Annotated in this window: 19 protein-coding genes; 8 read left to right on the forward strand and 11 right to left on the reverse strand. The window is 72.0% G+C overall.

Annotated features, from left to right (window positions below; all coding sequences use genetic code 11):
- Window positions 1-14 precede the first annotated feature (14 nt).
- Window positions 15-1,193, forward strand: coding sequence for an alanine racemase (locus tag ACWEMY_RS06355; RefSeq protein WP_452389118.1), 1,179 nt, complete (start codon window positions 15-17; stop codon window positions 1,191-1,193).
- A 4-nt stretch (window positions 1,194-1,197) separates the two neighbouring features.
- Here ACWEMY_RS06355 and ACWEMY_RS06360 read toward each other — a convergent pair whose 3' ends face one another.
- On the reverse strand, window positions 1,198-1,818 hold the full coding sequence (locus ACWEMY_RS06360; RefSeq protein WP_452389119.1) for a phosphoribosyltransferase: 621 nt from the start codon (window positions 1,816-1,818) through the stop codon (window positions 1,198-1,200).
- 11 nt (window positions 1,819-1,829) lie between these two features.
- On the reverse strand, window positions 1,830-2,699 hold the full coding sequence (locus ACWEMY_RS06365) for a carbon-nitrogen hydrolase family protein (protein ID WP_452389120.1): 870 nt from the start codon (window positions 2,697-2,699) through the stop codon (window positions 1,830-1,832).
- A 62-nt stretch (window positions 2,700-2,761) separates the two neighbouring features.
- Between ACWEMY_RS06365 and ACWEMY_RS06370 the strand changes: the two genes are divergently transcribed.
- Together ACWEMY_RS06370 and ACWEMY_RS06375 are read left to right on the forward strand one after the other, a co-directional pair.
- Window positions 2,762-4,564: a DEAD/DEAH box helicase gene (locus ACWEMY_RS06370; protein WP_452389121.1), complete on the forward strand. Its 1,803-nt coding sequence runs from the start codon at window positions 2,762-2,764 to the stop codon at window positions 4,562-4,564.
- Window positions 4,565-4,673: 109 nt separating this feature from the next.
- Window positions 4,674-8,516, forward strand: a complete 3,843-nt coding sequence (locus ACWEMY_RS06375; RefSeq protein ID WP_452389122.1) for a DEAD/DEAH box helicase — start codon at window positions 4,674-4,676, stop codon at window positions 8,514-8,516.
- Window positions 8,517-8,525: 9 nt separating this feature from the next.
- On the opposite strand, the gene ACWEMY_RS06380 is transcribed toward ACWEMY_RS06375, so the two are convergent.
- The 4 genes from ACWEMY_RS06380 to ACWEMY_RS06395 are packed head-to-tail and all read right to left on the reverse strand — an operon-like array spanning window position 8,526 to window position 11,641.
- Window positions 8,526-9,230: an ESX secretion-associated protein EspG gene (locus tag ACWEMY_RS06380; RefSeq protein ID WP_452389123.1), complete on the reverse strand. Its 705-nt coding sequence runs from the start codon at window positions 9,228-9,230 to the stop codon at window positions 8,526-8,528.
- A complete protein-coding gene (locus ACWEMY_RS06385) occupies window positions 9,227-10,636 on the reverse strand; it encodes a WXG100 family type VII secretion target (RefSeq protein WP_452389124.1) in 1,410 nt (469 codons plus the stop codon). The genes ACWEMY_RS06380 and ACWEMY_RS06385 overlap by 4 nt, the downstream gene beginning before the upstream one ends.
- Window positions 10,629-11,018 carry a hypothetical protein gene (locus ACWEMY_RS06390; RefSeq protein ID WP_452389125.1) on the reverse strand — a complete coding sequence of 130 codons (390 nt, stop codon included), beginning with the start codon at window positions 11,016-11,018 and terminating at the stop codon, window positions 10,629-10,631. Before ACWEMY_RS06390 ends, ACWEMY_RS06385 begins: the two co-directional genes overlap by 8 nt.
- A 17-nt stretch (window positions 11,019-11,035) precedes the next feature.
- Window positions 11,036-11,641 (reverse strand): alpha/beta hydrolase, encoded by a 606-nt coding sequence (locus tag ACWEMY_RS06395; RefSeq protein WP_452389126.1) that lies wholly within the window; start codon window positions 11,639-11,641, stop codon window positions 11,036-11,038.
- 247 nt (window positions 11,642-11,888) lie between these two features.
- Here ACWEMY_RS06395 and ACWEMY_RS06400 point away from each other — a divergent pair, with 247 nt between their 5' ends.
- Complete coding sequence (locus tag ACWEMY_RS06400) at window positions 11,889-12,800, forward strand: SMP-30/gluconolactonase/LRE family protein (protein ID WP_452389127.1); 912 nt, start codon at window positions 11,889-11,891, stop codon at window positions 12,798-12,800.
- A gap of 22 nt (window positions 12,801-12,822) precedes the next feature.
- Here ACWEMY_RS06400 and ACWEMY_RS06405 read toward each other — a convergent pair whose 3' ends face one another.
- On the reverse strand, window positions 12,823-13,650 hold the full coding sequence (locus ACWEMY_RS06405; protein ID WP_452389128.1) for a hypothetical protein: 828 nt from the start codon (window positions 13,648-13,650) through the stop codon (window positions 12,823-12,825).
- Between the two features lie 189 nt (window positions 13,651-13,839).
- Between ACWEMY_RS06405 and ACWEMY_RS06410 the strand changes: the two genes are divergently transcribed.
- Both ACWEMY_RS06410 and ACWEMY_RS06415 read left to right on the forward strand, forming a co-directional pair.
- Entirely contained in the window at window positions 13,840-15,012 is a 1,173-nt protein-coding gene (locus tag ACWEMY_RS06410; RefSeq protein ID WP_452389129.1) for an acyl-CoA dehydrogenase family protein, read from the forward strand.
- A 9-nt stretch (window positions 15,013-15,021) separates the two neighbouring features.
- Entirely contained in the window at window positions 15,022-16,149 is a 1,128-nt protein-coding gene (locus ACWEMY_RS06415) for an acyl-CoA dehydrogenase family protein (protein ID WP_452389130.1), read from the forward strand.
- 51 nt (window positions 16,150-16,200) lie between these two features.
- On the opposite strand, the gene ACWEMY_RS06420 is transcribed toward ACWEMY_RS06415, so the two are convergent.
- Window positions 16,201-16,866, reverse strand: coding sequence for a hypothetical protein (locus ACWEMY_RS06420; RefSeq protein ID WP_452389131.1), 666 nt, complete (start codon window positions 16,864-16,866; stop codon window positions 16,201-16,203).
- A gap of 256 nt (window positions 16,867-17,122) precedes the next feature.
- On the opposite strand from ACWEMY_RS06420, the gene ACWEMY_RS06425 reads away from it, so the two are divergent.
- Together ACWEMY_RS06425 and ACWEMY_RS06430 are read left to right on the forward strand one after the other, a co-directional pair.
- Complete coding sequence (locus ACWEMY_RS06425) at window positions 17,123-17,410, forward strand: hypothetical protein (RefSeq protein ID WP_452389132.1); 288 nt, start codon at window positions 17,123-17,125, stop codon at window positions 17,408-17,410.
- Between the two features lie 53 nt (window positions 17,411-17,463).
- Complete coding sequence (locus ACWEMY_RS06430) at window positions 17,464-17,922, forward strand: hypothetical protein (protein WP_452389133.1); 459 nt, start codon at window positions 17,464-17,466, stop codon at window positions 17,920-17,922.
- Between the two features lie 8 nt (window positions 17,923-17,930).
- Here ACWEMY_RS06430 and ACWEMY_RS06435 read toward each other — a convergent pair whose 3' ends face one another.
- From ACWEMY_RS06435 to ACWEMY_RS06445, 3 genes are all read right to left on the reverse strand, one after another.
- On the reverse strand, window positions 17,931-19,763 hold the full coding sequence (locus ACWEMY_RS06435) for a protein kinase domain-containing protein (protein WP_452389134.1): 1,833 nt from the start codon (window positions 19,761-19,763) through the stop codon (window positions 17,931-17,933).
- A 2-nt stretch (window positions 19,764-19,765) separates the two neighbouring features.
- Window positions 19,766-21,634, reverse strand: a complete 1,869-nt coding sequence (locus tag ACWEMY_RS06440; protein ID WP_452389135.1) for a protein kinase domain-containing protein — start codon at window positions 21,632-21,634, stop codon at window positions 19,766-19,768.
- A gap of 136 nt (window positions 21,635-21,770) precedes the next feature.
- A complete protein-coding gene (locus ACWEMY_RS06445) occupies window positions 21,771-22,895 on the reverse strand; it encodes a serine/threonine-protein kinase (RefSeq protein WP_452389136.1) in 1,125 nt (374 codons plus the stop codon).
- Between the last annotated feature and the right edge of the window lie 223 nt (window positions 22,896-23,118).

The raw sequence follows: 23,118 nt of genomic DNA on the forward strand, positions 1-23,118 counted from the left end.
GGTTCAGTAGGGGAGTGACCGCCACGACATCGCTGCCCGAGCTGCACGCGGCGACCGCCGAGCTCGACCCGCCGCTGGCCGCCCTCGATCTGGCCGCCCTCGACGCCAACGCCGCCGACCTGGTCCGCCGCGCGAACGGCGTCGCGGTCCGCGTGGCCAGCAAGTCGGTGCGCTGCCGGGCCGTGCTCGAGCGGGTGCTCGGCTCCGGCCTCACCGCGAGCGGCGGCTTCGCCGGGATCATGGCCTACTCGCTGCGCGAGGCCATCTGGCTGGCCCGCCTCGGCGCCCGCGACATCCTGCTCGGCTACCCCGTCCTGGACCGGGCCGCCCTGGCCGAACTCGCTGCCGATCCCGGGCTGCTGCGCGCGATCACCCTGATGATCGACGACGTCGACCAGCTCACCCTCACCCGCGCGGCCCTCGGTACCGACCTGATCCACCCGCGTGTCTGCCTCGATGTCGACGCCGCCCTGCGCATCGGCCCGCTGCACCTGGGCACCCGCCGCTCCCCGGTCCGCAGCCCGGAACAGGCCGCCGCGCTGGCCACGCGGGCCCGCCGTCTCGGCTTCGACGTGGTCGGCGTGATGACCTACGAGGCGCAGATCGCCGGCCTGCCCGACAGCAATCCCGCGGTGCGCGTGGTCAAGCGGCTCTCGGCGCTCGAGATCGGCCGCAGGCGCACCAGGGTGCTCGACGCGGTGCGCGCCGTGACCGGCCCGCTCGAGATCGTCAACAGCGGCGGCACCGGCTCGATCGAGGTGTCGATCACCGACCCCGATGTCACCGAGGTGACCGCGGGCTCCGGCCTCTACGTGCCGACCCTGTTCGACCACTACCGCTCGTTCACCCCGCGCCCCGCGCTGTTCTTCGCCACCCCGGTGCTGCGCAAACCCACACCGCGCATCGCCACCGTCTTCGCGGGCGGCTACATCGCCTCCGGCCCCGCCGGCCCCAGCCGGGTGCCGCTGCCGGTCTGGCCGACGGGTCTGAAGCTGCTCGGTTCCGAGGGCGCGGGCGAGGTGCAGACGCCGCTGGCCGGTGCCGCCGAAGTCGAGATCGGCGACCGCGTGTGGTTCCGCCACGCCAAGGCCGGTGAGCTGTGCGAGCGCTTCGCCGAGATCCACCTCGTCGACGAGTCGGGCACCCGCGTCACCGTGCCCACCTATCGCGGCGAAGGGCAGTGCTTCGGCTGAGTCCTCAGCGCAGCAGCGCGACGACCTCGGCGTCGGCGAGCTGATGGAAATCGCTGTAGGCCATGCCCACTCCGCCCAGATCGGCGGGCGTCCACAGGCACACCAGCTCGTCGCATTCCGGGCGCACCCGCCGCGCGGCCTCCGGCGACGACACCGGCACCGCCACCACGATCCGCGCGGGCTCCTGCTCCCTGGCCACCCGGCAGGCGGCGGCCACCGTCGCCCCGGTGGCCATGCCGTCGTCGACGATGATCACCGTACGCCCGGTCAGCGGGATCGGATCGCGTTCGCGCAGGACCGCCTGCCTGCGCGCGAGTTCGGCCAGCTCGGCCTGCTCGACATCGAGGAAGGCGGTCTGCGAGACGCCGCTGCGGTCGACCACGTCGCGATTGAGCACCACCACTCCGCCCTCGCCGAGCGCGCCCATCGCCAGCTCCGGCTGCCAGGGCAGGCCCAGCTTGCGCACCAGCAGCACATCGAGATCGCCGCCGAGCACCGCGCGCACCGCCACGGCCACCGGCACGCCACCGCGCGGCAGGCCGAGCACCAGGGGGTCGGTGTCGCGCAGATGCTCCAGGGCCGTGCCGAGGACGCGGCCCGCCGCCTCGCGATCCGGGTACACCATCGCCTCGAACGCTACTCCGCGCCGGGCTCCGGCGATACGCGCTCGACGACCGTGAAGCGGCGCAGCGACAGGCTGGGATTGGCGCTGCGCACCCGGGCCAGATGGGCCGGATCGACGGTCGCGACCAGCACGCCCGGCTCGTCGCCGAGTTCTGCCAGCACCTCGCCCGCCGGGTCGACGATCATCGAGGCGCCCGCCCCGTGGGGCGCGCACTGATCGGCGGCCGCCACGTACACCGTGTTCTCGATGGCGCGGGCCCGCAGCAGCGTGGTCCACTGGTCGACCTTGGCCGGGCCGGGAATCCACTGCGCGGGCAGCAGCAGTACGTGCGCGCCCGCCGCGGCGACACGCCGACAGCCCTCCGGGAAACGCAGATCGAAACAGGTCTGCATGCCGAAGATCACACCGTCGACGGCGAAGGTGGCGGGTTCGGTCACCGGACCGGGCACCACGACCTCCGATTCGCGATGCCCGAACGCGTCGTAGAGATGCACCTTGCGATACACCGCGAGCACGTCGCCGCCGGGTCCGTGCGCGACCAGGGTGTTGCTGATGCGGTCCGATTCGCCCGCCGGGCGCTCCACCACACCGGCCACCAGATACACCCCGAATTCGGCTGCGAGCGCGCCGAGTCCGGTGGTGAACGGCCCGTCGAGCGGTTCGGCGATCGCCACCACGCGTTCGTCGAGGCGGGTCACCGCAAACATCGAGTATTCGGGCGCGAGCACCACCCGCGCTCCCGCCTCCGCGGCGGTGCGCACGTGCTCGCGCAGGGACGACAGATTCACGGCGGGGTCGGTCCGCGGCGCGAATTGGACGACCGCGATCGGCACCGTCACCGGCGCCGGTTCCTGATGCTCTGACCGGTTCTGCAGTTGCATAGGTCTCACCGTATTCACCTGGTGGTTGGGACAGCTACCGCCAGGCAGTAAACTCCTGGTCAATGAGTACCAATGAGGTCGACAGCGTTCCTGCCGACGACGACAGGCACGACGACGGCCCGACCTTCGCCGACCTCGGGATCGATGACCGCGTCCTGCGGGCCATCGCCGATGTGGGCTATGAGTCGCCGTCCCCGATCCAGGCGGCGACGATTCCCCCGCTGCTCTCCGGCGCCGACGTGGTGGGCCTGGCCCAGACCGGCACCGGCAAAACCGCGGCATTCGCGATCCCGATCCTGATGGGTCTGGACACCGCGCAGCGCAAGCCCAGCGCCCTGGTGCTCGCGCCGACCCGCGAGCTCGCCATCCAGGTCGCCGAGGCCTTCGGCAAGTACTCCTCGCACATCCCCGGCCTGCACGTGCTGCCCATCTACGGCGGCCAGAGCTACGGCGTGCAGCTGTCGGGCCTGCGCCGCGGCGCGCACGTCGTGGTGGGCACGCCCGGTCGCGTGATCGACCACCTGGAGAAGGGCACGCTGGATCTGAGCCAGCTGCGCTACCTGGTGCTCGACGAGGCCGACGAGATGCTCAAGATGGGCTTCCAGGAAGACGTGGAGCGCATCCTGCGCGATACGCCCGACGACAAGCAGGTCGCGCTGTTCTCGGCGACCATGCCGGGCGCGATCCGCAAGATCTCCAAGCAGTACCTGCACGACCCGGTCGAGATCACGGTCAAGTCCAAGACCCAGACCAACACCAACATCACCCAGCGCTACGTGCAGGTCTCGCATCAGCGCAAGCTCGATGCCCTCACGCGCGTCCTCGAGGTCGAGGACTTCGAGGCGATGATCATCTTCGTGCGCACCAAGCAGGCCACCGAGGAGCTCGCCGAGAAGCTGCGCTCGCGCGGATTCTCCGCCGCCGCGATCAACGGTGACATCGCGCAGAACCAGCGTGAGCGCACCATCGGCCAGCTCAAGTCGGGCGCGCTCGACATCCTGGTCGCCACCGACGTGGCCGCGCGTGGTCTGGACGTGGACCGCATCTCGCACGTGGTGAACTACGACATCCCGCACGACACCGAGTCCTACGTGCACCGCATCGGCCGCACCGGTCGCGCGGGCCGTTCCGGCGAGGCGCTGCTGTTCGTCGCCCCGCGCGAGCGCCACCTGCTCAAGGCCATCGAGCGCGCCACCAAGCATCCGCTCACCGAGATGCAGCTGCCCAGCGTGGACGACGTCAACGCCCAGCGGGTGTCGAAGTTCGGTGACTCGATCACCGAGAACCTGTCCTCGGACAATGTGGCGCTGTTCCGCAAGCTCATCGAGGACTACGAGGCCGAGCACAACACCCCGCTCGTCGACATCGCCGCGGCCCTGGCCGTCGCCTCCTACGACGGCGACAACTTCTTCATGGCCGCCGAGCCGGAGCCCGCCCCGCGCCGCGAGCGTGATCGCGATCGCGACCGTGAGCGCGCCCCGCGCCGCTACGACGACGAGGACCGCGGACCGCGTCCGCCGTCGTTCTCCCGTGAGTCCGGTCAGGAACTGGCCACCTACCGCATCAGCGTCGGCAAGCGGCACCGCGTGGTGCCCGGCGCGATCGTCGGTGCCATCGCCAACGAGGGCGGCCTGCGCCGCAGCGATTTCGGGCACATCAGCATCCGCCCGGACTACAGCCTCGTCGAGCTGCCCGCCGATCTGCCGCACGAGACGCTGGAAGCCTTGCGGCGCACCAGGATCAGCGGCGTGCTGATCCAGCTGCAGCCCGACCAGGGTCCGCCCGCGCAGCGGCTCGCCTCGCGGGGCCCGCGACGCGACCGCGATGCCCGGCCGCGCACGGAACGGCGCAAGCCGCGTTCCTGAGGCGAGGTCGGGGAGCCGACATGTCCGCGGGTAGCGCCCTGGTCGCCCGCGACGCTGGTTAAGGTGTTGCCGTCGGGTGTGCGTGAACACAGGAGGGCCGCGGTTGTTCGTGTCCGGTGATCGGGTGGTCGGTGCCGTCGGGGATCTCGCACGCGCGGCGAACTGCGAGTTCGCGCTTCTGCGGGCCGTCGACGCCGCCCTGGGCAACCTGCCCGCCGTACCGGACTCCCTTGCGCCGCTGCTGCGCTCGCGCCCGCCTGCTCCGGAGTTGCCGGCCCACTTCGGTTCCCGCCTGACCCGCATCCCGTCCCCGGAGATCCCGGGCGCCGACCCGGCCGCCCGGATCGCCGCGCTCACCATCGCCGCCACCTGCACCGCCGACGCGGTCCGCTCCGGCGCCGAGGCGATCGTCGGCGCCGTCTTCTTCGACGGCCGATTCGCCTGCGGGGTCGACCTGCTGCTGCGCACTGGCGACCGCTACACGATGTACGCGTCCATCGGCTCCGACACGGTCCGACTACCCGCCGGCCTGCGCCGCCCGGCGATGGTCGGCGCCGCGCCCGACGGGCGCTGGGCAGACCGGCCGGGCACCCCGGCGGACGATGGCGGCCCGCTCCACTCCGAGCAGCGCCCCTGGGCCAACGCACCCGGCGCGGTGCGAGACGCGGCCCGGCACGGTGGGTTCGATGGCGGCTCCGATGCGCAGAGTCCTTCTCCGGCAACTGGATCCGTACGTACGGAGACCGGCTCGGGAGATATCGGCAACGTATGGCAAGGGGCCGCCGGCCGAGTTGGGGCGGGAGCCACAGGCGACGCTAGGCCCGGCGGCATCGGGCGGGTGGACGCGGGCGGCGCGAGGTCCGGCGGTGTCGGGCAGGTGGATGCGGGCGACGCGAGGCCGGGCGGTGTCGGTGGTGTCGGGCAGGTGGACGCGGGTGTCGCGAGGTCGGGTGCCGCGGGTGAAGGGCGGTCGGAGAGTGCTGAACCCCGGCTCGGCGGTGCGGGTGGGGCTCGCGCGCTGCGGCGGGAAGTGGTCGCGGGGCGGACGCCCTTCGAGCGGGTGGCCGCGTCGGTGCAGGTGGCGCCCGCCGATCCGGTGCTAGAGGCTCTCTGCGCGCGGCTCGAATTCGCCGCCGTGGCTGAGGAACTCGCGGCGCTGGGGGCGAGTGTCGATCCGGTGGCGTATCTTTCGGGCCCGCACGGCGAAGAGCGCACGGCGGCGGCCGAACTCACGCCGCTGTACCGGGCCCGGCGGGCGCGCGTCGAGCACATCATCGAGGACAAACTCGCCGAGCTGCTGCCGGTGCAGTGGGGCGACCCGCGCTACCTGGCCTGCGGGCACTGCCCGATCTGCCGCACGGCCGTGGCGACGGCGCGGGACCTGTTGCTGGTGGCCGGAATCCGGCCCACCCAGCGCGCCCGGCTGCGCGAAGCGGGCGTGCTCACCGTCGACCGGCTGGCCACCACCAGCACCCCGGTGCCGGGCCTGACGCCGCGCACCGTGCACGCCCTGCGCCGTCAGGCCGAGATCCAGCTGCACCGCGAACGCACCGGCGAACCGACCTTCGCGCTGCGCGACGCGACCGTGCTCGGCGCGCTGCCCGCGCCGTGCCCCGATGACCTGGCCCTGATCATCGACCTCGACCACCACGGCGCCGTGCGCACCGTCGAACTGGCCGATGCCGACACCGTCGTCTACCGGCCCGAGGTCCCGCCGGTGGCCGACGCCGCGCTGCTCGACGAACTGCTCGACATCATCGCCGAACACCGAGCCGCGAACCCGGAAGTGCGTGTCTACCACTACGGTTCGGCCGTGCGCACCGCGCTGCTGGACTGGTCCGGCCGGGTCGGGGCGGGCGCTGATCTGCTCGACGCGCTGCTGGCCGCGGGCGCCCTGGTCGACCTCGCGCCGATCGTGCGCACCGCCGTGCTGATCGGCGAACAGTCCTACGACATCACCGGTCTGGCCGCCCTGCTGCCCGGCACGCACAGCCGCGCGGCCACCGTGCTCGCGCTGCGTGACTGGCTGCTCGACCGGGCCGCAGGCGCGGGCATCGAGGTGCCGGGCAGCCGGTTCGCCGTGGCCGCCGCCGATTTCCCGCCCTCGCTGCGCACCGGTTCGCTCGAGGCCGCGCTCACCGAGTTCGCCGCCGAGGGCACCGGCGACGCCGCCAGGGCCGCCGCGCTCACCGCCGCCGTACTCGGCTACCACCGGCGTGAACGTCAGCCACGCTGGTGGGCCCACATCGACCGGCTCGGCCTCCCGGTCGGTGAATGGGCCGACGAGCCCGGCGTGCTCATCGCCGACCGCGGCACCGTCGACACCAAATGGCATCGCACCCCGCAACTTCCGACCATGCGCCGCTACCTGACCCTCACCGGCCGCCTCGGCACCGGCGCCACGCTCACCCCCGGCACCCAGATGGTCACCATCTACGACGGTGCCGCCGCGGCGGGCATGACCCAGACCCTGGGCCGCCGTGCCACCGCCACCGCCACCGTGCTCGGCTGCGCGATCGACGCCGACTTCGACGACACCGTCCGCCTGGAGGAACTGCTGCCAGCGGGTTGCCCGTCCTACGACGACCTGCCCGCCGCCATCGCCCCCGGCCCGCCCGACGGCGAGGCCGAGATCGAGGCCGCGCTCGAGTCCACCGCCCAGAACCTGCTGGTGACCCTGCCCCGGGTCCCCGAGAACGCCGTCTACGACCTGCTGCTGCGCCGCCCGCCCCGCCTGCGCGAGGGCATGGCCCTGCCCGAGGTGCACGGTGATCCGGCCGCCGCGCTGGCCACCGCGGTGGGCGCGCTGGAATCGTCCTACCTGGCCGTGCACGGACCGCCCGGCACCGGCAAGACCGGCACCCTCGGCCATGCCATCGAGCGGCTGGTCACCCGGCACCGGTGGCGGGTCGGTGTGGTGGCGCAGTCGCACGCGGTGATCGAGCGGATCTTCGACGCGGTGGTCGAGGCGGGTCTGCTGCCCGAGCTGGTGGCCAAGAAGGACGTGGCCTCGGTGGGCCCGGAATGGTCGGCCATCGACGCCGCGCGCTACCCGCGCTTCCTCGACAACGCCGTCAACGGCTGCGTGATCGGCGGTACCCCGGCGGATTTCGTCGACGACGCGCTGATCCTGCCCGGCAGCCTCGACCTGCTGGTGATCGCCGACGCGGGGGAGACCTCGGTCCCCGACACCGTCGCGGTCGCGGTGAGCGCGCGCAATCTGCTGCTCGTCGGCGACCCGCAGCCCCCGCGCGCCCAGGCGGCGCACCCACTGCCCGTGCAGGTCTCGGCGCTGGGCTGGCTGTGCGACGGCGCGCGCACGCTGCCCGCCACCTACGGCTATTTCCTCGACCGCACCTGGCGCATGCACCCGGCGGTGTGCGCGCCGGTGTCGGCGGGCTGCTACGACGGCAAGCTGCGCGCCAGCGAAACCGTCACCCTCGCCCGCGATCTGGCCGGGATCGCGCCCGGGGTGAGCACTGTGCTCGTCGAGCATCGCGGCAATGCCACCGAGGCCGACGCCGAGGCCCGCGAGGTGGTGCGCCGGGTGCGCCTGCTGCTCGGCGAGACCTGGACATCGGCCGGGCGCACTCGCAAACTGCACCCGCACGACGTGTTCGTGGTCGCCCCCTACGCCGCCCAGGTGGCCCGCATCCGAACCCTGTTGGCGCGCGCCAAGATCGAGGACGTCCTGGTCGGCACCCCCGACCGGTTCCGTGGGCGTGAGGCGGCGGTGGTGCTGCTGTCGATGACCACCTCGACCCCCGCCGACGCCCCCTTCGGCATGCGGGCCCTGCTCTCGCCCACCGTCATCCACGCGACCCTGAGCCGCGCGATGTGGAAGGCGATCATCCTGCGCTCCCCGCTGCTCACCGAATACCTCCCGGACACCCCGGAGGAACTGTCGGCCCTCAACGGATTCCTGCGCCTGGGAACCGAACCCACCGCGTAGCCGGAAGGATCAGACGTTGCGCAGCAGGTGACGCAGCCAGTCGACGCAGGATTCGGCGGTGGCGGGGGTGATGTCGACCCGGTGGGCGGTGTGCACGAGGTAGCGGCCGTCACCGGTCACATCGATCCACGACAGCACCCCGGACGGGTCCTTCTCGCGGCCCGCGGCGACCAGGATCTGACCGATGCCGGTGCGCGGGCGTTGCAGCAGCCGCCGCACGCGCGCCGCGTCGGAGGGACCCGCGACGGGCGCGGTGACCAGATCGCGGCTGTCCTCGCGGACCTTGGCGACCGGGACACCGAGCCGCGGCAGACTGCCGGGCCGCTGCGCGGGTAGCCGCGAGAAGATCTGGGCGGCAAGCCGTCTCGTGCTGCCGACCTGCACGTGGAGCGGGCCGCCGCGATCCTCGGCGCTGCCGGGCTCCTGCACCGCGAGCACCGCGATATCGGCGCTCACCGCACCGAGCATCCGCACCGGAACGGCGGTGCGGCCGCAGACCTCGACGCGGATCTCCGGGTCGGCCAGCACCCGCAGCGCGGCCGCGAGATCCGCGTCGAGCGTGCGGGCACACCAGGCTTCGAGGGCGGGTTGCTGCGCGGCGCGCTCGACGGTGTCGCGAGCCGACGCGCGGACGGCGAGCGGATACGGGATGCGGTCGCCGTCGACGCGCGTCCAGGCCAGCGCGAACTGGTCCGGGGTGACATGCCAGTTCACTCGCGTTCGGTCCACTCACCGAGCACGGCGGGACTGGTCGGCTCCATCCGGCCGATCAGGGCGTTCACCTCGTCGGCGGGCTCGAGGTAGGTCGGCTCCTCGTCCAGGAACCGCAGGAACTCGTCGTCCTCGTCGTCGGGTTCCTCCGGCGGCGCGGGATGGCGGGGGCCGCCGGGGGAGCGCTGATTGTCGGCGGCGATGGCACCACCCATGAGCCCGCCGATCGCGCCCGCGCTCATTCCGGCGGCGGCCTCGCCCCCGGCGCTGGTGGCGTCGCGCTCCGGGCGCGCGTCGGTGGCGGCGGTCCCGGTGTCGTCGCCCGGATGCTGGTCTGTCGCGGCAGCCACGGTGGCATCGCCGGGGCGTGTTGTGCCGTGTTCCGGAGTCTGGTCGCCGCCGAGGACCGTCGTGGGGGAACCGTCGGCGGGGGCGCCGGTGCCGGAGGTGTCGGCCGGTTTTCCGGAACGGTCACGGCGGGTGCGGGAGTCGGCGCCCGGGAGCGAGCCCGCGATGGTGCCAGGGGTTCCGGCGGACGGTCCCGTGCCCGAGGTCGTGGTAGAGGTCGTGCCAGAGGCTGTGACCACGCCGCCCGGCTGGGTGGTGGCCGGTACGGCCGGCGCGGCGGCAGCGGTGACCGTGCCCGGGGCGGAAGTCGTCGCCGGGGTGGTCGAGGGGGTCTGCGGCTGGCCCTGGGTGGGTGCGGTGGGGTCGGCGGGGAGCACGGTGACCACGCCGGCCACCTGGGTCTCGCCGGTGGTGGTCGTCGACGGGTCCGTCGTGGACGGGTTCGCGCCGGTGAGCGTGACCGCCGGGGTAGCGCCGGTGAGGGTGGTGCCGGTGCCGGGCGCGGTGCCCGCCGCGGTGTCGAGGACGGGGAACGACGGCACACCCGAGCCCGTCGGTACCAGGGCGCCGCCGTAGATGGTCTCCATCGCCCGCACCGCGTCGAGCCGGGCGTTCTCGGCCCCGCGCACCAGGGTGGCGTTGTCGGCGGCCTGCTGGGAGTCCAGCAGCGCCGCGGACGGATCGGGTTGCGCCGCATCGGGTTCGGCGATGGCGGCGCGCACGGATTCGGCGGCGTCACCCGCGCGGGCCAGCCGCACGCCGACGGCGGTGAGCACATCGGCGATGCGCCTGCCCGCCTGCTCGAACTCGCTCACCGCGTCCACCGCCTGCTGGGCGGCGCCGCCGCGCCAGCCGTCGGCCAGTGCCGCGCGGATCTCGCCGTGCGCGTTGTCCACCTCGTCGCCGAGCCCGGTGGCGGTGGTGAGGAAGGCGTCGCCCGCGGCGGCCAGGGCGGCCGGGTCGAGCTGCTGCACGGCCTGGTGGATCTCGGCGTGCGAGAGATTGTCGAAGACCTCGACCACCGGCGCGTAGTCGGGATCGGTGCCGGAGAGCTTACGCATGGCCGTCCCCCTGGCGGTCGAGCGCGGCGGCCAGTGCCTGATCGTTCTCGCGGTAGGCCGCACCGGCCGCGCGGAACACCGTGGCCAGCTCGCGCGCGGTGCGCGCGTAGGCCCGCAGCTGATCCAGCGCGTCGCCGGTCTTGGACTCGAAGCCGGTGCGCAGCGCGGCGCCGGAGGCCAGCCCACCGAAGCCCGGCAGGGTCTGCGCCGCGCCGAGGACCCGCAACTGGGCCTCCACCGCGTCGGCCAGCCGCTCGTAGCGCAGCGCGCACCGCTCGGGTGCGCCGTCGGCCACCAGCACGCCGTCGATCCACAGCCCGCCCTCGTCGACGGCCGTGCCCAGTGCGGCCGTGTTCGGCAGCCCCGTTCGATTCGGTTGCACCGTTTCCCCCTTCGTCGTCATCGCCGCGTGGCGAGTACCCACTGCGCGATATCGGCCGCCACGCGCCCTCGCACCGGTTCGTGCAGCAGGTCGTGGCCCGCGTCGGCGTACTCGCGCAAATCTACCGATCCGTGGCGCGCTGTCCATAGCCGGATCACATCGATCGGCGCCCGCCGATCGTCCACGCCGTGCACCGCGAGGACCGCTCGCGCGGGGTCCGGGGTGATCTCGGTGCCGCGGCGTGGAGTGCCGCAGAGCACGAGTCCGGCGAGATCGGGTGGCGCCGTGGCCGCCACGGTCAGCGCGGTGGCCGCGCCGAGCGAATGGCCCATCAGCACCGGCGCGCGCTCGTGCGCGGCGTGTGCCAGGGCGAGCAATCCGCGGGCATCGCCCGCGAGCTCGTCCAGGGTGCCCGGCGCGTCCGGATCGCCCTCGCTCAAGCCCTGCCCGGAGGTGTCGAGGGCCCACAGCTCGATCCCGGCCCGGCCCAGCGCGGCGGCGAACTGGTGGTAGTGCCCACTGTGCTGGCCCGTGCCCGGCAGCAGCACCACTGTGGCCGCAGGCCGCGCGAGCGACCACCGCCGGTAGTGCAGGCGGCCGCGGGCGCTGTCGAAAGAGGGCACCGCTCGATTATGGCCGTCCCGGCCGCGGTGAGCGTAGGGGCAGTGCACCGGATTTCGGGACGCGCTCTTGTGACACAGCGGCCTGGTCGCCGAATCGTCCTGTGCGACAAGATCAGTCCGTGCGGGACTCGCCGTGCAAGCTGCCGCGTGCGAGGCTGATCCGGAGTGCAGAGTGCGCTCACCATCGATGCGCCGGAGCCGCTACACTTCCCGCGTCGAACTGAGTCAACAGAGTCGAGGTTTGTGCATGTTGTCGATCCGTCGTTGCGTCGCCCACGTCGTCGTCGGCGCGGCCGTGGTGACCACCGCCTCGATCGGCACCGGGCCCGCGAGCGCGGCGCCGGTGGCCTCCTGCGCGCAGGCCCGCGAGGACATCGCCATCCGGTCGGCCGTGCCGCTGCTGGACTGGTCGGAGAACTTCGGCATCGACGGCGCCGGGAACCTGTGGGTCGCCCGGGTCATGCGCGGTGAGGTGCAGCGGTACGACGGCGACGGCAGGCTCACCGGCACCGTCGCGGTGCCCTCGCCCGGCGCGGTCCGCCTCGGCCCCGACGGGCTGCTCTACGTGGTCACCGGCAATTCGCCGCTGGCGGGCGCGGGCGGCATCGTCCGCTTCGACCCGGCCGCCGCCGACCCCACACCGACCTCCTTCGCGACCGGTTTCGCGCACCCCAACGGTGCCGCCTTCGACGACGCGGGCAACCTCTACGTCACCGCCTCCGACGGTGTGCACCGCCTGCGCCGCGACGGCAGCGAGGACATGGACTGGTGGGCCGACGTGTCCGTCGAAGGCCCCAACGGCATTGCCGTGTCCGGTGATTCGGTCTACGTCACCGCGAACTTCGTCGCCGGGTCCGGTCCCGTCGGGCGCGTGCTGCGCCTGTCGCGCACCGACCCCGCCGACAGCACCACCATCGCCGACCTGACCTCGCTCGGCTCCCTGCCCGACTTCGTCGACGACCTGGTCGTGCGCGACGGCGACCTCTACGTCACCACGCTGGCGGGCCACCTCGTGCGCGTCGACCCGGTCACCGGCGCGGCCTGCACTGTGCTGTCCACCCAGCCGCTCACCGCGGTGGTCGCCGATCCGGCCGATCCGTCGGCGCTGCTGGCGGGTTCGGAAGAGGGCACCGTCCTGCGTATCCGCCCCCAGGGCTGAACCCTGCGGGACTCCGCGTCGGTCAGCCGTCGACGGTCACCGCCGACGGCGCGCTCGGCGCGGCCGGTGCGGGCGAGGGTGTCGTCGTCTCGACGGGGGCCGGAGCCGGTGCGGGAGCGGGGGTTTCGGGTGCCGGGGCCTTGGAGGTGTTCGGTCCGCCGGAGTTCGATTCGCCCGAGCCGGGGCTGATAGGTTCGGGGGTGGGCGGGGCCGCGGGGGCCTCGGTCTGCTGCACCGGCAGATCCGGGACCACGAAGGTGCCCACGGTCGGGGTCATCACGCAGCGCGCGCCCGGGTAGTCGATGGCGCCCCACATCGAGGCGATCACCGTTCCGGCACCGGTGTGCACGGTCTTCGACAGCGAGGGCAGGTGGTATTCGGTCTGGTCGTCGAGGGCGACGATGCCGCTGTGCCCGGTGTTCACATTCACCCAGGCCACGCTCAGGCCCGAGGCCAGCGGCACACCGGAATGGCGCGGGCTCGCGCTGAAGCGCATGTCACCGGGGGTGAGACTGAATTCGTCGCGCGGGCCGGGGCCCTCGTAGGTGGCGGCGGCGATGATCGTGGTGATCGGGCCGTTGCTGCCGCAGCCGAAAGTCGGTGCGGCGTAGCTGAAGGGGGTGAACTGGGCCGCGACCTCGCGCAGCGCGTCCCCGCCGACGATCTCGGTGAAGCTGGTCAGCGCGCCGACCCCGGCCCGGGTGGCGGTGTCCTCCCCGGCGATCTCGGTGAGGTGGGTGAGGCCGTCCTCGAGTGGCGCGGCGCTCGCCGGTGCCGTCAGCAGCGCCAGGGCGCCGATGCTCGCCGCGGTGACCGTCGCCGCCCTACCTGCGATGGATCTGCCGTTCACCCGTACTCCTCGATGGATGCTCCGCGCCGGTTCCCCGGCCCGTCTGGCAACGTACCAGGTCGTCGGCGGGCCCGTAGACCACCGATGACGCGGCCGAGCCGGGCGTGCGATGGGTGTGATGTAGTCGACATCCGGGTTTACCAAGGGGTAGGTTTTCCCTCGACGGCTACGAGACGCTGGGAGACCCGTATGAAGCTGGCCTTGTCCCCCGAAGAGCTCGCTTTTCGTGACGAGCTCCGGCAGTTCTATCGCACCGAGATCCCCGCCGAGATCCGCGACCGGGTGAAATACGGACACGAATTGTCCCGCGAGGACATCGTCACCGCCAACAAGATCCTCAACGACCACGGCCTGGCCGTGCCCAACTGGCCGGTGGCCTGGGGCGGCAAGGACTGGACGCCCATGCAGCGCCACCTGTGGCTCGACGAGATGCAGCTGGCCTCGGTGCCCGAGCCGCTGACCTTCAACGCCTCGATGGTCGGCCCGGTCATCGCCCAGTTCGGTTCCGAGGAGCTCAAGCAGCGCTTCCTGCCGCCCACCGCCGCGCTCGACATCTGGTGGTGCCAGGGCTTCTCCGAACCCGACGCGGGCTCCGACCTGGCCTCGCTGCGCACCACCGCCATCCGCGACGGCGACTCCTACATCGTCAACGGCCAGAAGATCTGGACCACGCTGGGCCAGTACGCCGACTGGATCTTCTGCCTGGTCCGCACCGACCCGAACGCGCCCAAGAAACAGGCGGGCATCTCCTTCCTGCTCTTCGACGTGAACTCTCCCGGTGTCACCATGCGCCCGATCAAACTGATCGACGGCAGCTTCGAGGTCAACGAGGTGTTCTTCGAGAACGTCCGGGTGCCCGCCGACCAGCTCGTCGGCGAGGAGAACCAGGGCTGGACCTACGCCAAGTTCCTGCTCGGCAACGAGCGCACCTCCATCACCGGCGTCGGCAAGACCAAGGTCAAGATCGGTCTGGCCAAGGACCACGCCCGCTCGGTGAGCACCGGGCACGGCACGCTGCTCGACGATCCCGTCTTCGCCGCCCGGGTGGCCGAGCTGGAGAACGAGCTGCTGGCCCTGGAACTCACCCAGCTGCGGGTGGTGTCCAATTCCGCCGACGGCAAGCCCAATCCGGCGTCCTCGGTGCTCAAGCTGCGCGGCTCGGAGTTGCAGCAGGCGGCCACCGAACTGTTGCTCGACATCGCCGGCGCCGACGCGCTGCCGGTGGACGCCGAGGGCATCGCCTCCCCGCCGTGGGCCCAGCACAGCGGTCCCGGCTATCTGAACTACCGCAAGGTGTCCATCTACGGAGGCTCGAGCGAGGTCCAGCGCTCGATCATTTCCTCCACGATCCTCGGATTGTGAGGCGCTGCCATGGATCTCGCACTGACCGAAGAACAGACGATGCTGCGCGACACCGTGCGCGATCTGCTGCGCCGCTTCTACGACGGCGAGGCGCTGGCCAAGGCCGGTGACACCGACCCCGGCTGGAACCGCACCGTCTGGAAGCAGCTCGCCGACCTGGGCGTGCTCGGCCTGACCATCGACGAGGACGAGGGTGGCGCGGGCGCGGGCCCGGTCGAGGCCATGCTCGTGCAGGAGGAGCTGGGCCGCGCGCTGGCACCGGAACCGGTGCTGGACGCGGTGGTGATCCCGGCCGAACTGCTCAAACTGGTCGGCAGTCCCGAGCAGCGGTCCCGGCTGCTGCCCGCGCTGGCCGCGGGGGAGAAGCTGCTCGCCTTCGCCCACACCGAGCCGGGCAAGCGCTGGCCGTCCACCGAACTCGCCACCACCGCGAGCGGCCAGGGCGATTCCTACACGCTGACCGGCGTGAAGAACCCGGTGCTGCGCGGTGACTGCGCCGACGAGCTGATCGTCAGCGCGGTGCTGCCGGGCGGCGGGGTCGGGCTGTTCCTGGTCGACCCGACCGGCGCCGGGGTGGTCCGGCGCACCTACCGCACCTTCGACGGGCGCCGCGGCGCGCAGGTCGAACTCGACGGCGCCCCGGGTGAACTGCTCGGCGACACCGTCGACGCGGCCGAGCAGATTGCGCTGGTGCAGGGTTACGCGCAGGCGGCGCTGTGCGCGGAGTCGGTGGGCGCGATGGAGATCGCGCTCACGCTGACCACCGAATACCTCAAGGCCCGCAAGCAGTTCGGCGTCACGCTCTCGAAGTTCCAGACGCTCACCCAGCGCGCGGCCGACTGCTACGTCTCGCTGGAACTGGCCCGCAGCATGAGCCTCTACGCCACCGCGGCGCTGGCCGACGGCGGCAACGACCCGGTGGTGGCTTCGCGCGCGCGGCTGCAGATCGGCAAGTCCGCCGAGCACATCGGGCAGGAGGCGGTACAGATGCACGGCGGTATCGGCGTCACCGCGGAATATCCGGTGAGCCACTACGTCGCCCGGCTGACCGCGATCGGGCAGACCCTCGGTGGCGCGCTGGAACATCGCCGGGTGCTGGCCGACCGGGTCGGCTCCTACGACCTGCCGCAGCTCTAGCGTTCGGTACCGATGGTGCGTGCCCGGCCCCGGGTGCGCACCATCGTGCTGTCAGCCGTCGGCGCGCGGGGTGGTGGTCGCCTCGGTGGGGGCGAGGGGAACGCGGGTGGGGGTGGGCCGGGGGGTGGTTTCGGCCGGGACCGGGGTCGTGCCGGTGTCGGCGGGATCGGTCGTCGCGTGGTCGTAGGCGTGGGTGGGCGGGAAGTCGGGGATGGTGACTTCCTCGTCCTCGTCGTCCGGCGTCGGGATCTGCAACGGGGTGGTGATGCGGGGTGGGACGGTGCGCGTCGGGGTGGGGCGGGTGGTGGTGACGCGGGGCCGGGTGGTCGTCACCGGCTGGTCCTCGACGGTGGTGGTCTCCGGCGGGTGCGATTCGGTGGTCGCCTCGGACGGCCGGGAACCCTCGGTCGGTTCGCCCTCGGCGGGCGGTTCGCTGGGGGAGGTCTCGGTGGAGCTGAGGCTGAACGGCTTCCGCGGTGACATCTGCGGTGCGATGCGCCAGCTCGGCGACGGCGGGATCGAGACGGTCGAGCTCGTCGAGGTGGTCTGCTCGTCGGCGACCGGGGCCGGTGCCACCGCCAGCTCCGCCTCGATCGGCGGGGGCGGAACATAGACGTCCTGCTGGCCGACACCGCACGCACCGATGATGATCAGTCCGAGCGACACCGCGCCAACAGCGATCGCCGGACCTACGATCTTGGCCCTGCTGTCATCCATCGCCTACTACTCCTCGTCGGCTTCGAGTCGCCTCACAGTAGTGCAGGACGGCCGAAACAGCGCATTTTAAATGGTGACGGTCCACATATCGGATTGATCTCTTCGGCGTGTCGTGGGGACGTGTCGCGCGCGTTCGGCGTCCCCGAGTCGTAGCGTGTGTGAGCAAAGTTACGCATGAGACGCCCGGAACGAAACCCCTGAACGCGCGAAGCTGCGCGACGCAAGAATCTGATCGGCGTCATCGAGGGAGAATCTGATGGGAGCTTACTCGACATCCCGGCTGGAAAAGGCGGCGATGAACCATGATTCGGCCGCCGCGGCGCCGTTGCAGCAGGCACTGTCGACCGCGTCGGGCAACCGTGGGTTCGTCGTCGTGGCCCGGGTCCTGGGCTGGCTGTTCTTCGTCGGCGGACTCGTCGGCGCCGGGCTCGGCCTGGCCGGGCTGCACGTGGAGATCACCGTCGCGGGCCTGATCCTGGCCTGCACGGCGGGCCTGATCCTGCTGAAGCTACGCACCGATCGGGACGTGCTCGAAACCCCCTGAGCGGCACCGAAAACCGGCTGCGAGTCCCGCCGGGGGCGCCTACCGTCGACAGGGTGCACGTCGACATCACCACGGACGCGGCCCGGTTCCTGACCGTCGTTCCGGCGCCGGGTATTCCGGCCGTGGCCGACGCGTTGTCCGCCCTGGACGGGCCGCTCACCTGTGTCGAAGGACCGGCCGCGTCGGTGGACGCCTTCCTCGCGCGCTGGTCGGCGACCACCGGCGGCACCCACCACCCGGACTACACCGCGCGCCTCTATGCCCTGAACACCCCGCACCAGCCCACGGCCCCCGGCGAACCCCGTCCGGCGACGGCCGCCGATCTCGCGTGGTGCCTGCGGATGACCCAGGAATTCGCGGCGGAGACGGAATCCTCGCGCAGCATCTCCCGTGCGGTCGCCGAACGGCAGATCGAAGCCGGGATGTGGTCCTCGAACAAGATCTACCGGGCCATCGGGTTCGAGGCGGTGTGTGACTTCGTGAACCACAGGCTGGTTCCCGCCTCGGCGTGAGTCCGCGCTCAGACCAGCGGCGCCGCGTGCCACCACGCGAGCATCTCGGCCTCGTCGGCGATGAAACCCCGGCTGTACATGAGCATCGCGGCGCGGGCGGGGTCGGCGTCGAAGCGGGTGACCATGCGCGGGGAGCGCGCGGCGCTGTCGTGCAGCACGAAGTTCGTGTAGTCGCGTCCGGTATGCACGGTGGGGTGGGCGTCGTTGGCGGGCAGGGCGGCGACGGTCGCGGCCGCCGCGTCGGCCGACGGGTAGAGGAAGAACTCGTAGGTGGCCTTGTTGCCGCCGCCGAAACAGCGCCACATGACCGACCAGTCGCCCATGTCGGCATCGTCGCCGTCGCGGCTCGCGGTGGCCGGGTCGTAGGCGAAACAGCCCGCACCGCCCAAGCCCGAGCCCGCGTGCACCAGCGTGCTGGCCGTGGTGTGCGGCAGCATGCCAGGGAACTCGTCGCTGAGCTGGGCCGCGTTGGCGCCGATCACTGCGCGGTCGGCGGTCGTCGGCGCGGTGGTGGTGGTCCGCCGGCCGACGGTGGTGACGGAAGTGGTTGTGCTGTCCACGGTTTCGTTGGCCGCCGCGGCCGAGGCATTGTCGTCCGAGGACATGGTCAGGATCTTCACGGCGAACAGGACGACCAGCGCGATCAGGATGATCATCGCGATCCACCCGCCGGGAGTGGCCTGCCAGCGTGACTTCCGCTTCGGGCCGAGGTAGGACTCGGCGACCGACTTCCGGCCCGAGCCGTTCCCGTCCGCTTCGGCGAAATGCTGTCCCGCGCGCGCGTTTCCGGGGACGTGCTGCCCCGGCCAGGAGTTGCTGGGCGCCTGGCCGTTGCTCGCCCACGACTGGCCGGGGCCGGAAACGGCGCCCGCGGGCCAGGATTCGGGGCCTGCCGCGGGCCAGGCGCCCGGTGTGGGGATTCCGCCGGTGTTCGGGATCGGGTAGCCCGGGGCCGGGGTGAAGGGTGAGTTCGGGGGATAGGTGCGGGTGGGGGCCGAGGCGGGGAAGGGGTGGGCGCCGGCGAGGGCCTGTGCGGCGGCGGTGGCGAATTCCACGCAGGTGGCGAAGCGTTCGGTGGGGCGCTTGGCCATGGCGCGGGCGATGACCGCGTCGAGGGCAGGCGGGAGTTCGGGGCGCAGGGCGCGGGCGCTGGGCGGGGGGAGTTGTAGGTGGCCGGAGATGACCGCGACCGGGTTGCCGGACTCGAACGGCGTGGTGCCGGTGAGCAGCCGGAACAGGGTGCAGGCCAGCGAGTACTGGTCGGCGCGGCCGTCCAGGGCGATGCCGGAGAGCTGTTCGGGCGAGGCGAAAGCCAGGGTGGCGGTGAAGGTTCCGGTCTGGGTGAGTTTGGCGGCGGTGTCGTCGTGCAGGCGCGCGATACCGAAATCGGTGAGATACACCCGCTCGCCGCCGTGCGCCTGCTCGAGCAGGATGTTGGCCGGTTTCACGTCCCGGTGCAGCACCCCGCGGCTGTGCGCGAAGTCCAGCGCCGCCGCGGTCTCGGCGACGATGCGCACCGCCCGCGCCGGGTCCACCGGCACCGGCAGCGACGCCGCGTCGGAACCCTCGATGTAGCGCATCGAAATCCACAGCTGATCGTCCTCGACGCCACGGTCGTAGACGGTCACGATGTTCGGGTGCTTGAGCTGGGCGACCAGATCGGCCTCGCGCTCGAACCGTGCCCGGATCTCGTTGTCGCCGAACAGTTCCCTGTTCAGCAGCTTCATCGCGGTGCGCCGGGGCAGGCGCGGATGCCGGGCCAGGTAGACCGAACCCATGCCACCGCGGCCGAGCAGCCGCTCGATGGTGTAGCCGGCGAACACGCCGGTCTCGTCGCGCATCGTCAGTTCAACGGTGCCGAGCGCCACCAGCGCAGCACGTCGTCGGGGTCGCCGTAACCGTCGGTGAACATCAGGAACTGGGCGCGATCGGGATCGCCGGTGAACTGGGTGATGATCTTGTTCCCGTTGTCGGTGTACTTGTAGTTGGTGTACTGCTTGCCGCCGTTGCTGTCGGTGGACTTGGTGTTGGACGGCAGGCCGTTGATCACCGCCTGCACGTCGGCCGCGGAGTTGTAGACGTAGAACCGGTAGAACGGGTCGTCACCGGAACCGCCGCCGCCGTCGTAGCAGCGCCACTGCCACACCCACGCACCGAAATCCGGGTCGCCGTCATTGGCCGAGGGGGTGTAGTTGGTGTCGGTCTCCCAGCAGGTGGCCTGGTTGTAGCCGGTCTCGCCGTCGACGGTCGCGGGCACCATCCGGCTGAACGCGGCGCTGATCGCGTCGGCGTTCGGCGTCACCTGCTTGCCCGCCACCACGCTGGTCGTGGTGGAGCCGGTGGTGGTGGACTTGTCGTCGCTGACGGCCACGCCGATCGCGATGAGCAGCACGATCACCAGCAGCACCGCCACCACGATGCCGATGATCAGCCCGTTGTTGGACTTGCCCGGCGGGCGCGGACCCTGCGGGTACTGGGCGAAGTTGCTCGGCGGCGCGGTGGGCGGCGTCGGGTACTGCGGCCGCGACTGCTGGGTGTAGGGATGCTGGGCGCCACCCGTGGACTGCGGGGTGGGCATCTGATTGGCGGTCATCGGGCCCTGGGTGCCCGCCCCCGTCATCGGCGCGGCCACCGGGTACGGCGAGCCGGTGTGCGGGATGGCGCCGCCGGTGGTCGGGCGCGGGCCGCCGGTCTGCGGAATCGCGCCGCCGGTGGTGGGACGCGGGCCGCCGGTCTGCGGGTAGGCGCCACCGGTCTGCGGATACGCGCCGCCGGTCTGCGGGTAGGCACCGCCGGTGGTGGGTTGCGGGCCGCCTGCCAGCGGATGCGCGCCGCCGGTGCCGGGGCGCGGGCCGGTGATCGGGAGGGCGGGCGAGCTCGGATTGTTCAGCGCGGCCAGCGCGGCGGTCGCGAAGTCCGAACAGGAGTCGAAGCGGTCGTCGGGGCGCTTGGCCATGGCCTTGGCCAGCACCGCGTCCAGGGCGTAGGGCAGGCCGGGCCGCACATTGCTCAGGGGTGGCGGCGGCTGCTGCAGATGGCCCTGGATGACCGCGGCCGGATTGGTCGCGGTGAACGGACCCGAGCCGGTGAACAGCCAGAACAGGGTGCACGCCAGCGAATACTGATCGGAGCGGTGATCGAGCGCGGCGCCGGTGAGCTGCTCGGGGGAGGCGTAGGCCAGGGTGGCGGTGAAGGTGCCGGTCTGGGTGAGATGGCCGGTGTCGTCACGCAATCGGGCGATACCGAAGTCGGTGAGATACACCCGTTCGCCGCGGCCCGCGCCGGAGCGGGCGAGCAGGATGTTGGCCGGCTTCACGTCGCGGTGCAGTACGCCCATGCCGTGCGCGTAGTCCAGCGCGTCGGCGGTCTCCTTGACGATCTGCAGCGCGCGGGCGGGCGGCAGCGTCTGCGGGTCCACCGAGGCCGCGTCGACGCCGTCGATGAACTGCATGGAGATCCACAGCTGTTCGTCGTCGAGACCGCGGTCGTAGACGGTGACGATGTTCGGATGATCCAGGCGCGAGACCAGATCCGCCTCCCGCTCGAACCGCGCCCGCACCTCCTGATCGAAGAACATCTCGCGGTTGAGCAGCTTGAGCGCGGTCATCCGGGGTAGCCGGGGATGCTTGGCCAGATAGACCGAACCCATGCCACCGCGACCGAGTTGCCGTTCGATGACGTAGCCGGCGAAGACATCTCCGTTGGCCAGCATGTCTGCTCCACTTCCCGCCGTGCGCCGGGACCCACCAGCGCACGCGCGTACAGCACGAAAGCCGCGGCCGGGTGGCCCGCCACGGGAAAATCAACGAAACCTTAGCAGCCGGTCGGGACGCCGACCGGTGCCTCGATCACGACGGACGACGGGGCTGGGGCGGCACGATGAACCCGGGATGGTTACGCCCACCGGGGAAATCGATGGTCGCCGGTCGCGGCGCGACCCGGCGCCCCGGAGCCGACGGCGGACGCGCGGCGTGCGGATGCGGCTGCGCGGGCGTCACCGGCGGCGGTGGGGACACCTGGGGATAGGGCTGCGGCGGCGTGTTCGGCCGCGCGTACCCGGTGGGCTGCGGATACTGCTCGCGGGCGCGCAGGACGACGCCGGTGGCGGTGGGCTGCGGCCGGTGATGCCACGGACCCGGCGCGGCGAACAGTGCCGCCTTGGCGGCCTGCGCGAACTCCGCGCAGCTGGCGAAACGCGCGTCGGGCCGTTTGGCGGTGGCCTTGGCCAGTACGGCGTCCAGGGTGCCGGGCAGGTCACCGCGCTGGCTGCGCAGCGGCGGCACCGGGGCGTTCAGGTGCGCCTGGATGACGGTGGCCGGATTCGGGCCGGGGAACGGCACCGAGCCGGTCAGCATCCAGAACAGCGTGCAGGCCAGCGAGTACTGGTCGGCGCGATGATCCAGCGGCGCCCCGGCGAGCTGTTCGGGGGCGGCGTAGGCCAGGGTGGCGGTGATCGTGCCCGCCGAGGACAGGGTGGTCTCGCTGTCGCGCACGGCCGCGATGCCGAAATCGGTGAGCACCACCCGTTCCGGGCGGCCGATCGGCGGCTTGGCCAGCAGGATGTTGGCCGGTTTCACGTCCCGGTGCAGCACCCCGCCCGCGTGCGCGAAGTCCAGCGCGGTCGCGGTCTCGCTCACGATCTGCACGGCGCGGTCCGGGGTCAGCACGTTGACGTCGGCGGTCGCCACATCGGTGCCCGCCACGAACTGCATGGAGATCCAGAGCTGGTCGTCCTCGGTGCCGCGGTCGTAGACATTGACGATGTTCGGGTGCTCGAGCTGGGCGACCAGATCGGCCTCGCGCTCGAAACGCTGCCGGATCTCGGCATCGGCCGACAGCTCACGGCTGAGCAGTTTGAGCGCGGTCAGCCGGGGCAACCGGGGATGACGCGCCAGATACACCACGCCCATGCCGCCCTGACCCAGTACACGCCGGATCGTGTACCCGGCGAACACGTCGCCTTTGCGCAACACGCGAAGTCACCCCCTCCAAGGGCAGAGCACCCGTCGAAATTCTACCGATGTATCTCGGGAAGCATCCAGAGTGCAACATTCCCCGACCACCACGGTGTGCGGCCCGCCTCGCGTCCGAGGGGCGAGACGTCACGGCGCAGCCGCAGATAAGGCCCCCCCGGCGGCGGGCGTAAGGGGGCGCCCCCCCCCCCGCGCCCCCCCCCCCACTAAACACCTTCGCCGA

This window comes from Nocardia sp. NPDC004415, assembly GCF_053602435.1.

Coding starts and splice junctions, on each gene's coding strand:
- ACWEMY_RS06415 (WP_452389130.1), top strand. CDS start 15,022: ATGGATCTCGCACTGACCGAAGAACAGACGATGCTGCGCGACACCGTG.
- ACWEMY_RS06360 (WP_452389119.1), bottom strand. CDS start 1,818: ATGGTGTACCCGGATCGCGAGGCGGCGGGCCGCGTCCTCGGCACGGCC.
- ACWEMY_RS06440 (WP_452389135.1), bottom strand. CDS start 21,634: ATGCTGGCCAACGGAGATGTCTTCGCCGGCTACGTCATCGAACGGCAA.
- ACWEMY_RS06385 (WP_452389124.1), bottom strand. CDS start 10,636: ATGCGTAAGCTCTCCGGCACCGATCCCGACTACGCGCCGGTGGTCGAG.
- ACWEMY_RS06420 (WP_452389131.1), bottom strand. CDS start 16,866: ATGGATGACAGCAGGGCCAAGATCGTAGGTCCGGCGATCGCTGTTGGC.
- ACWEMY_RS06370 (WP_452389121.1), top strand. CDS start 2,762: ATGAGTACCAATGAGGTCGACAGCGTTCCTGCCGACGACGACAGGCAC.
- ACWEMY_RS06410 (WP_452389129.1), top strand. CDS start 13,840: ATGAAGCTGGCCTTGTCCCCCGAAGAGCTCGCTTTTCGTGACGAGCTC.
- ACWEMY_RS06425 (WP_452389132.1), top strand. CDS start 17,123: ATGGGAGCTTACTCGACATCCCGGCTGGAAAAGGCGGCGATGAACCAT.
- ACWEMY_RS06400 (WP_452389127.1), top strand. CDS start 11,889: ATGTTGTCGATCCGTCGTTGCGTCGCCCACGTCGTCGTCGGCGCGGCC.
- ACWEMY_RS06365 (WP_452389120.1), bottom strand. CDS start 2,699: ATGCAACTGCAGAACCGGTCAGAGCATCAGGAACCGGCGCCGGTGACG.
- ACWEMY_RS06435 (WP_452389134.1), bottom strand. CDS start 19,763: ATGCGCGACGAGACCGGCGTGTTCGCCGGCTACACCATCGAGCGGCTG.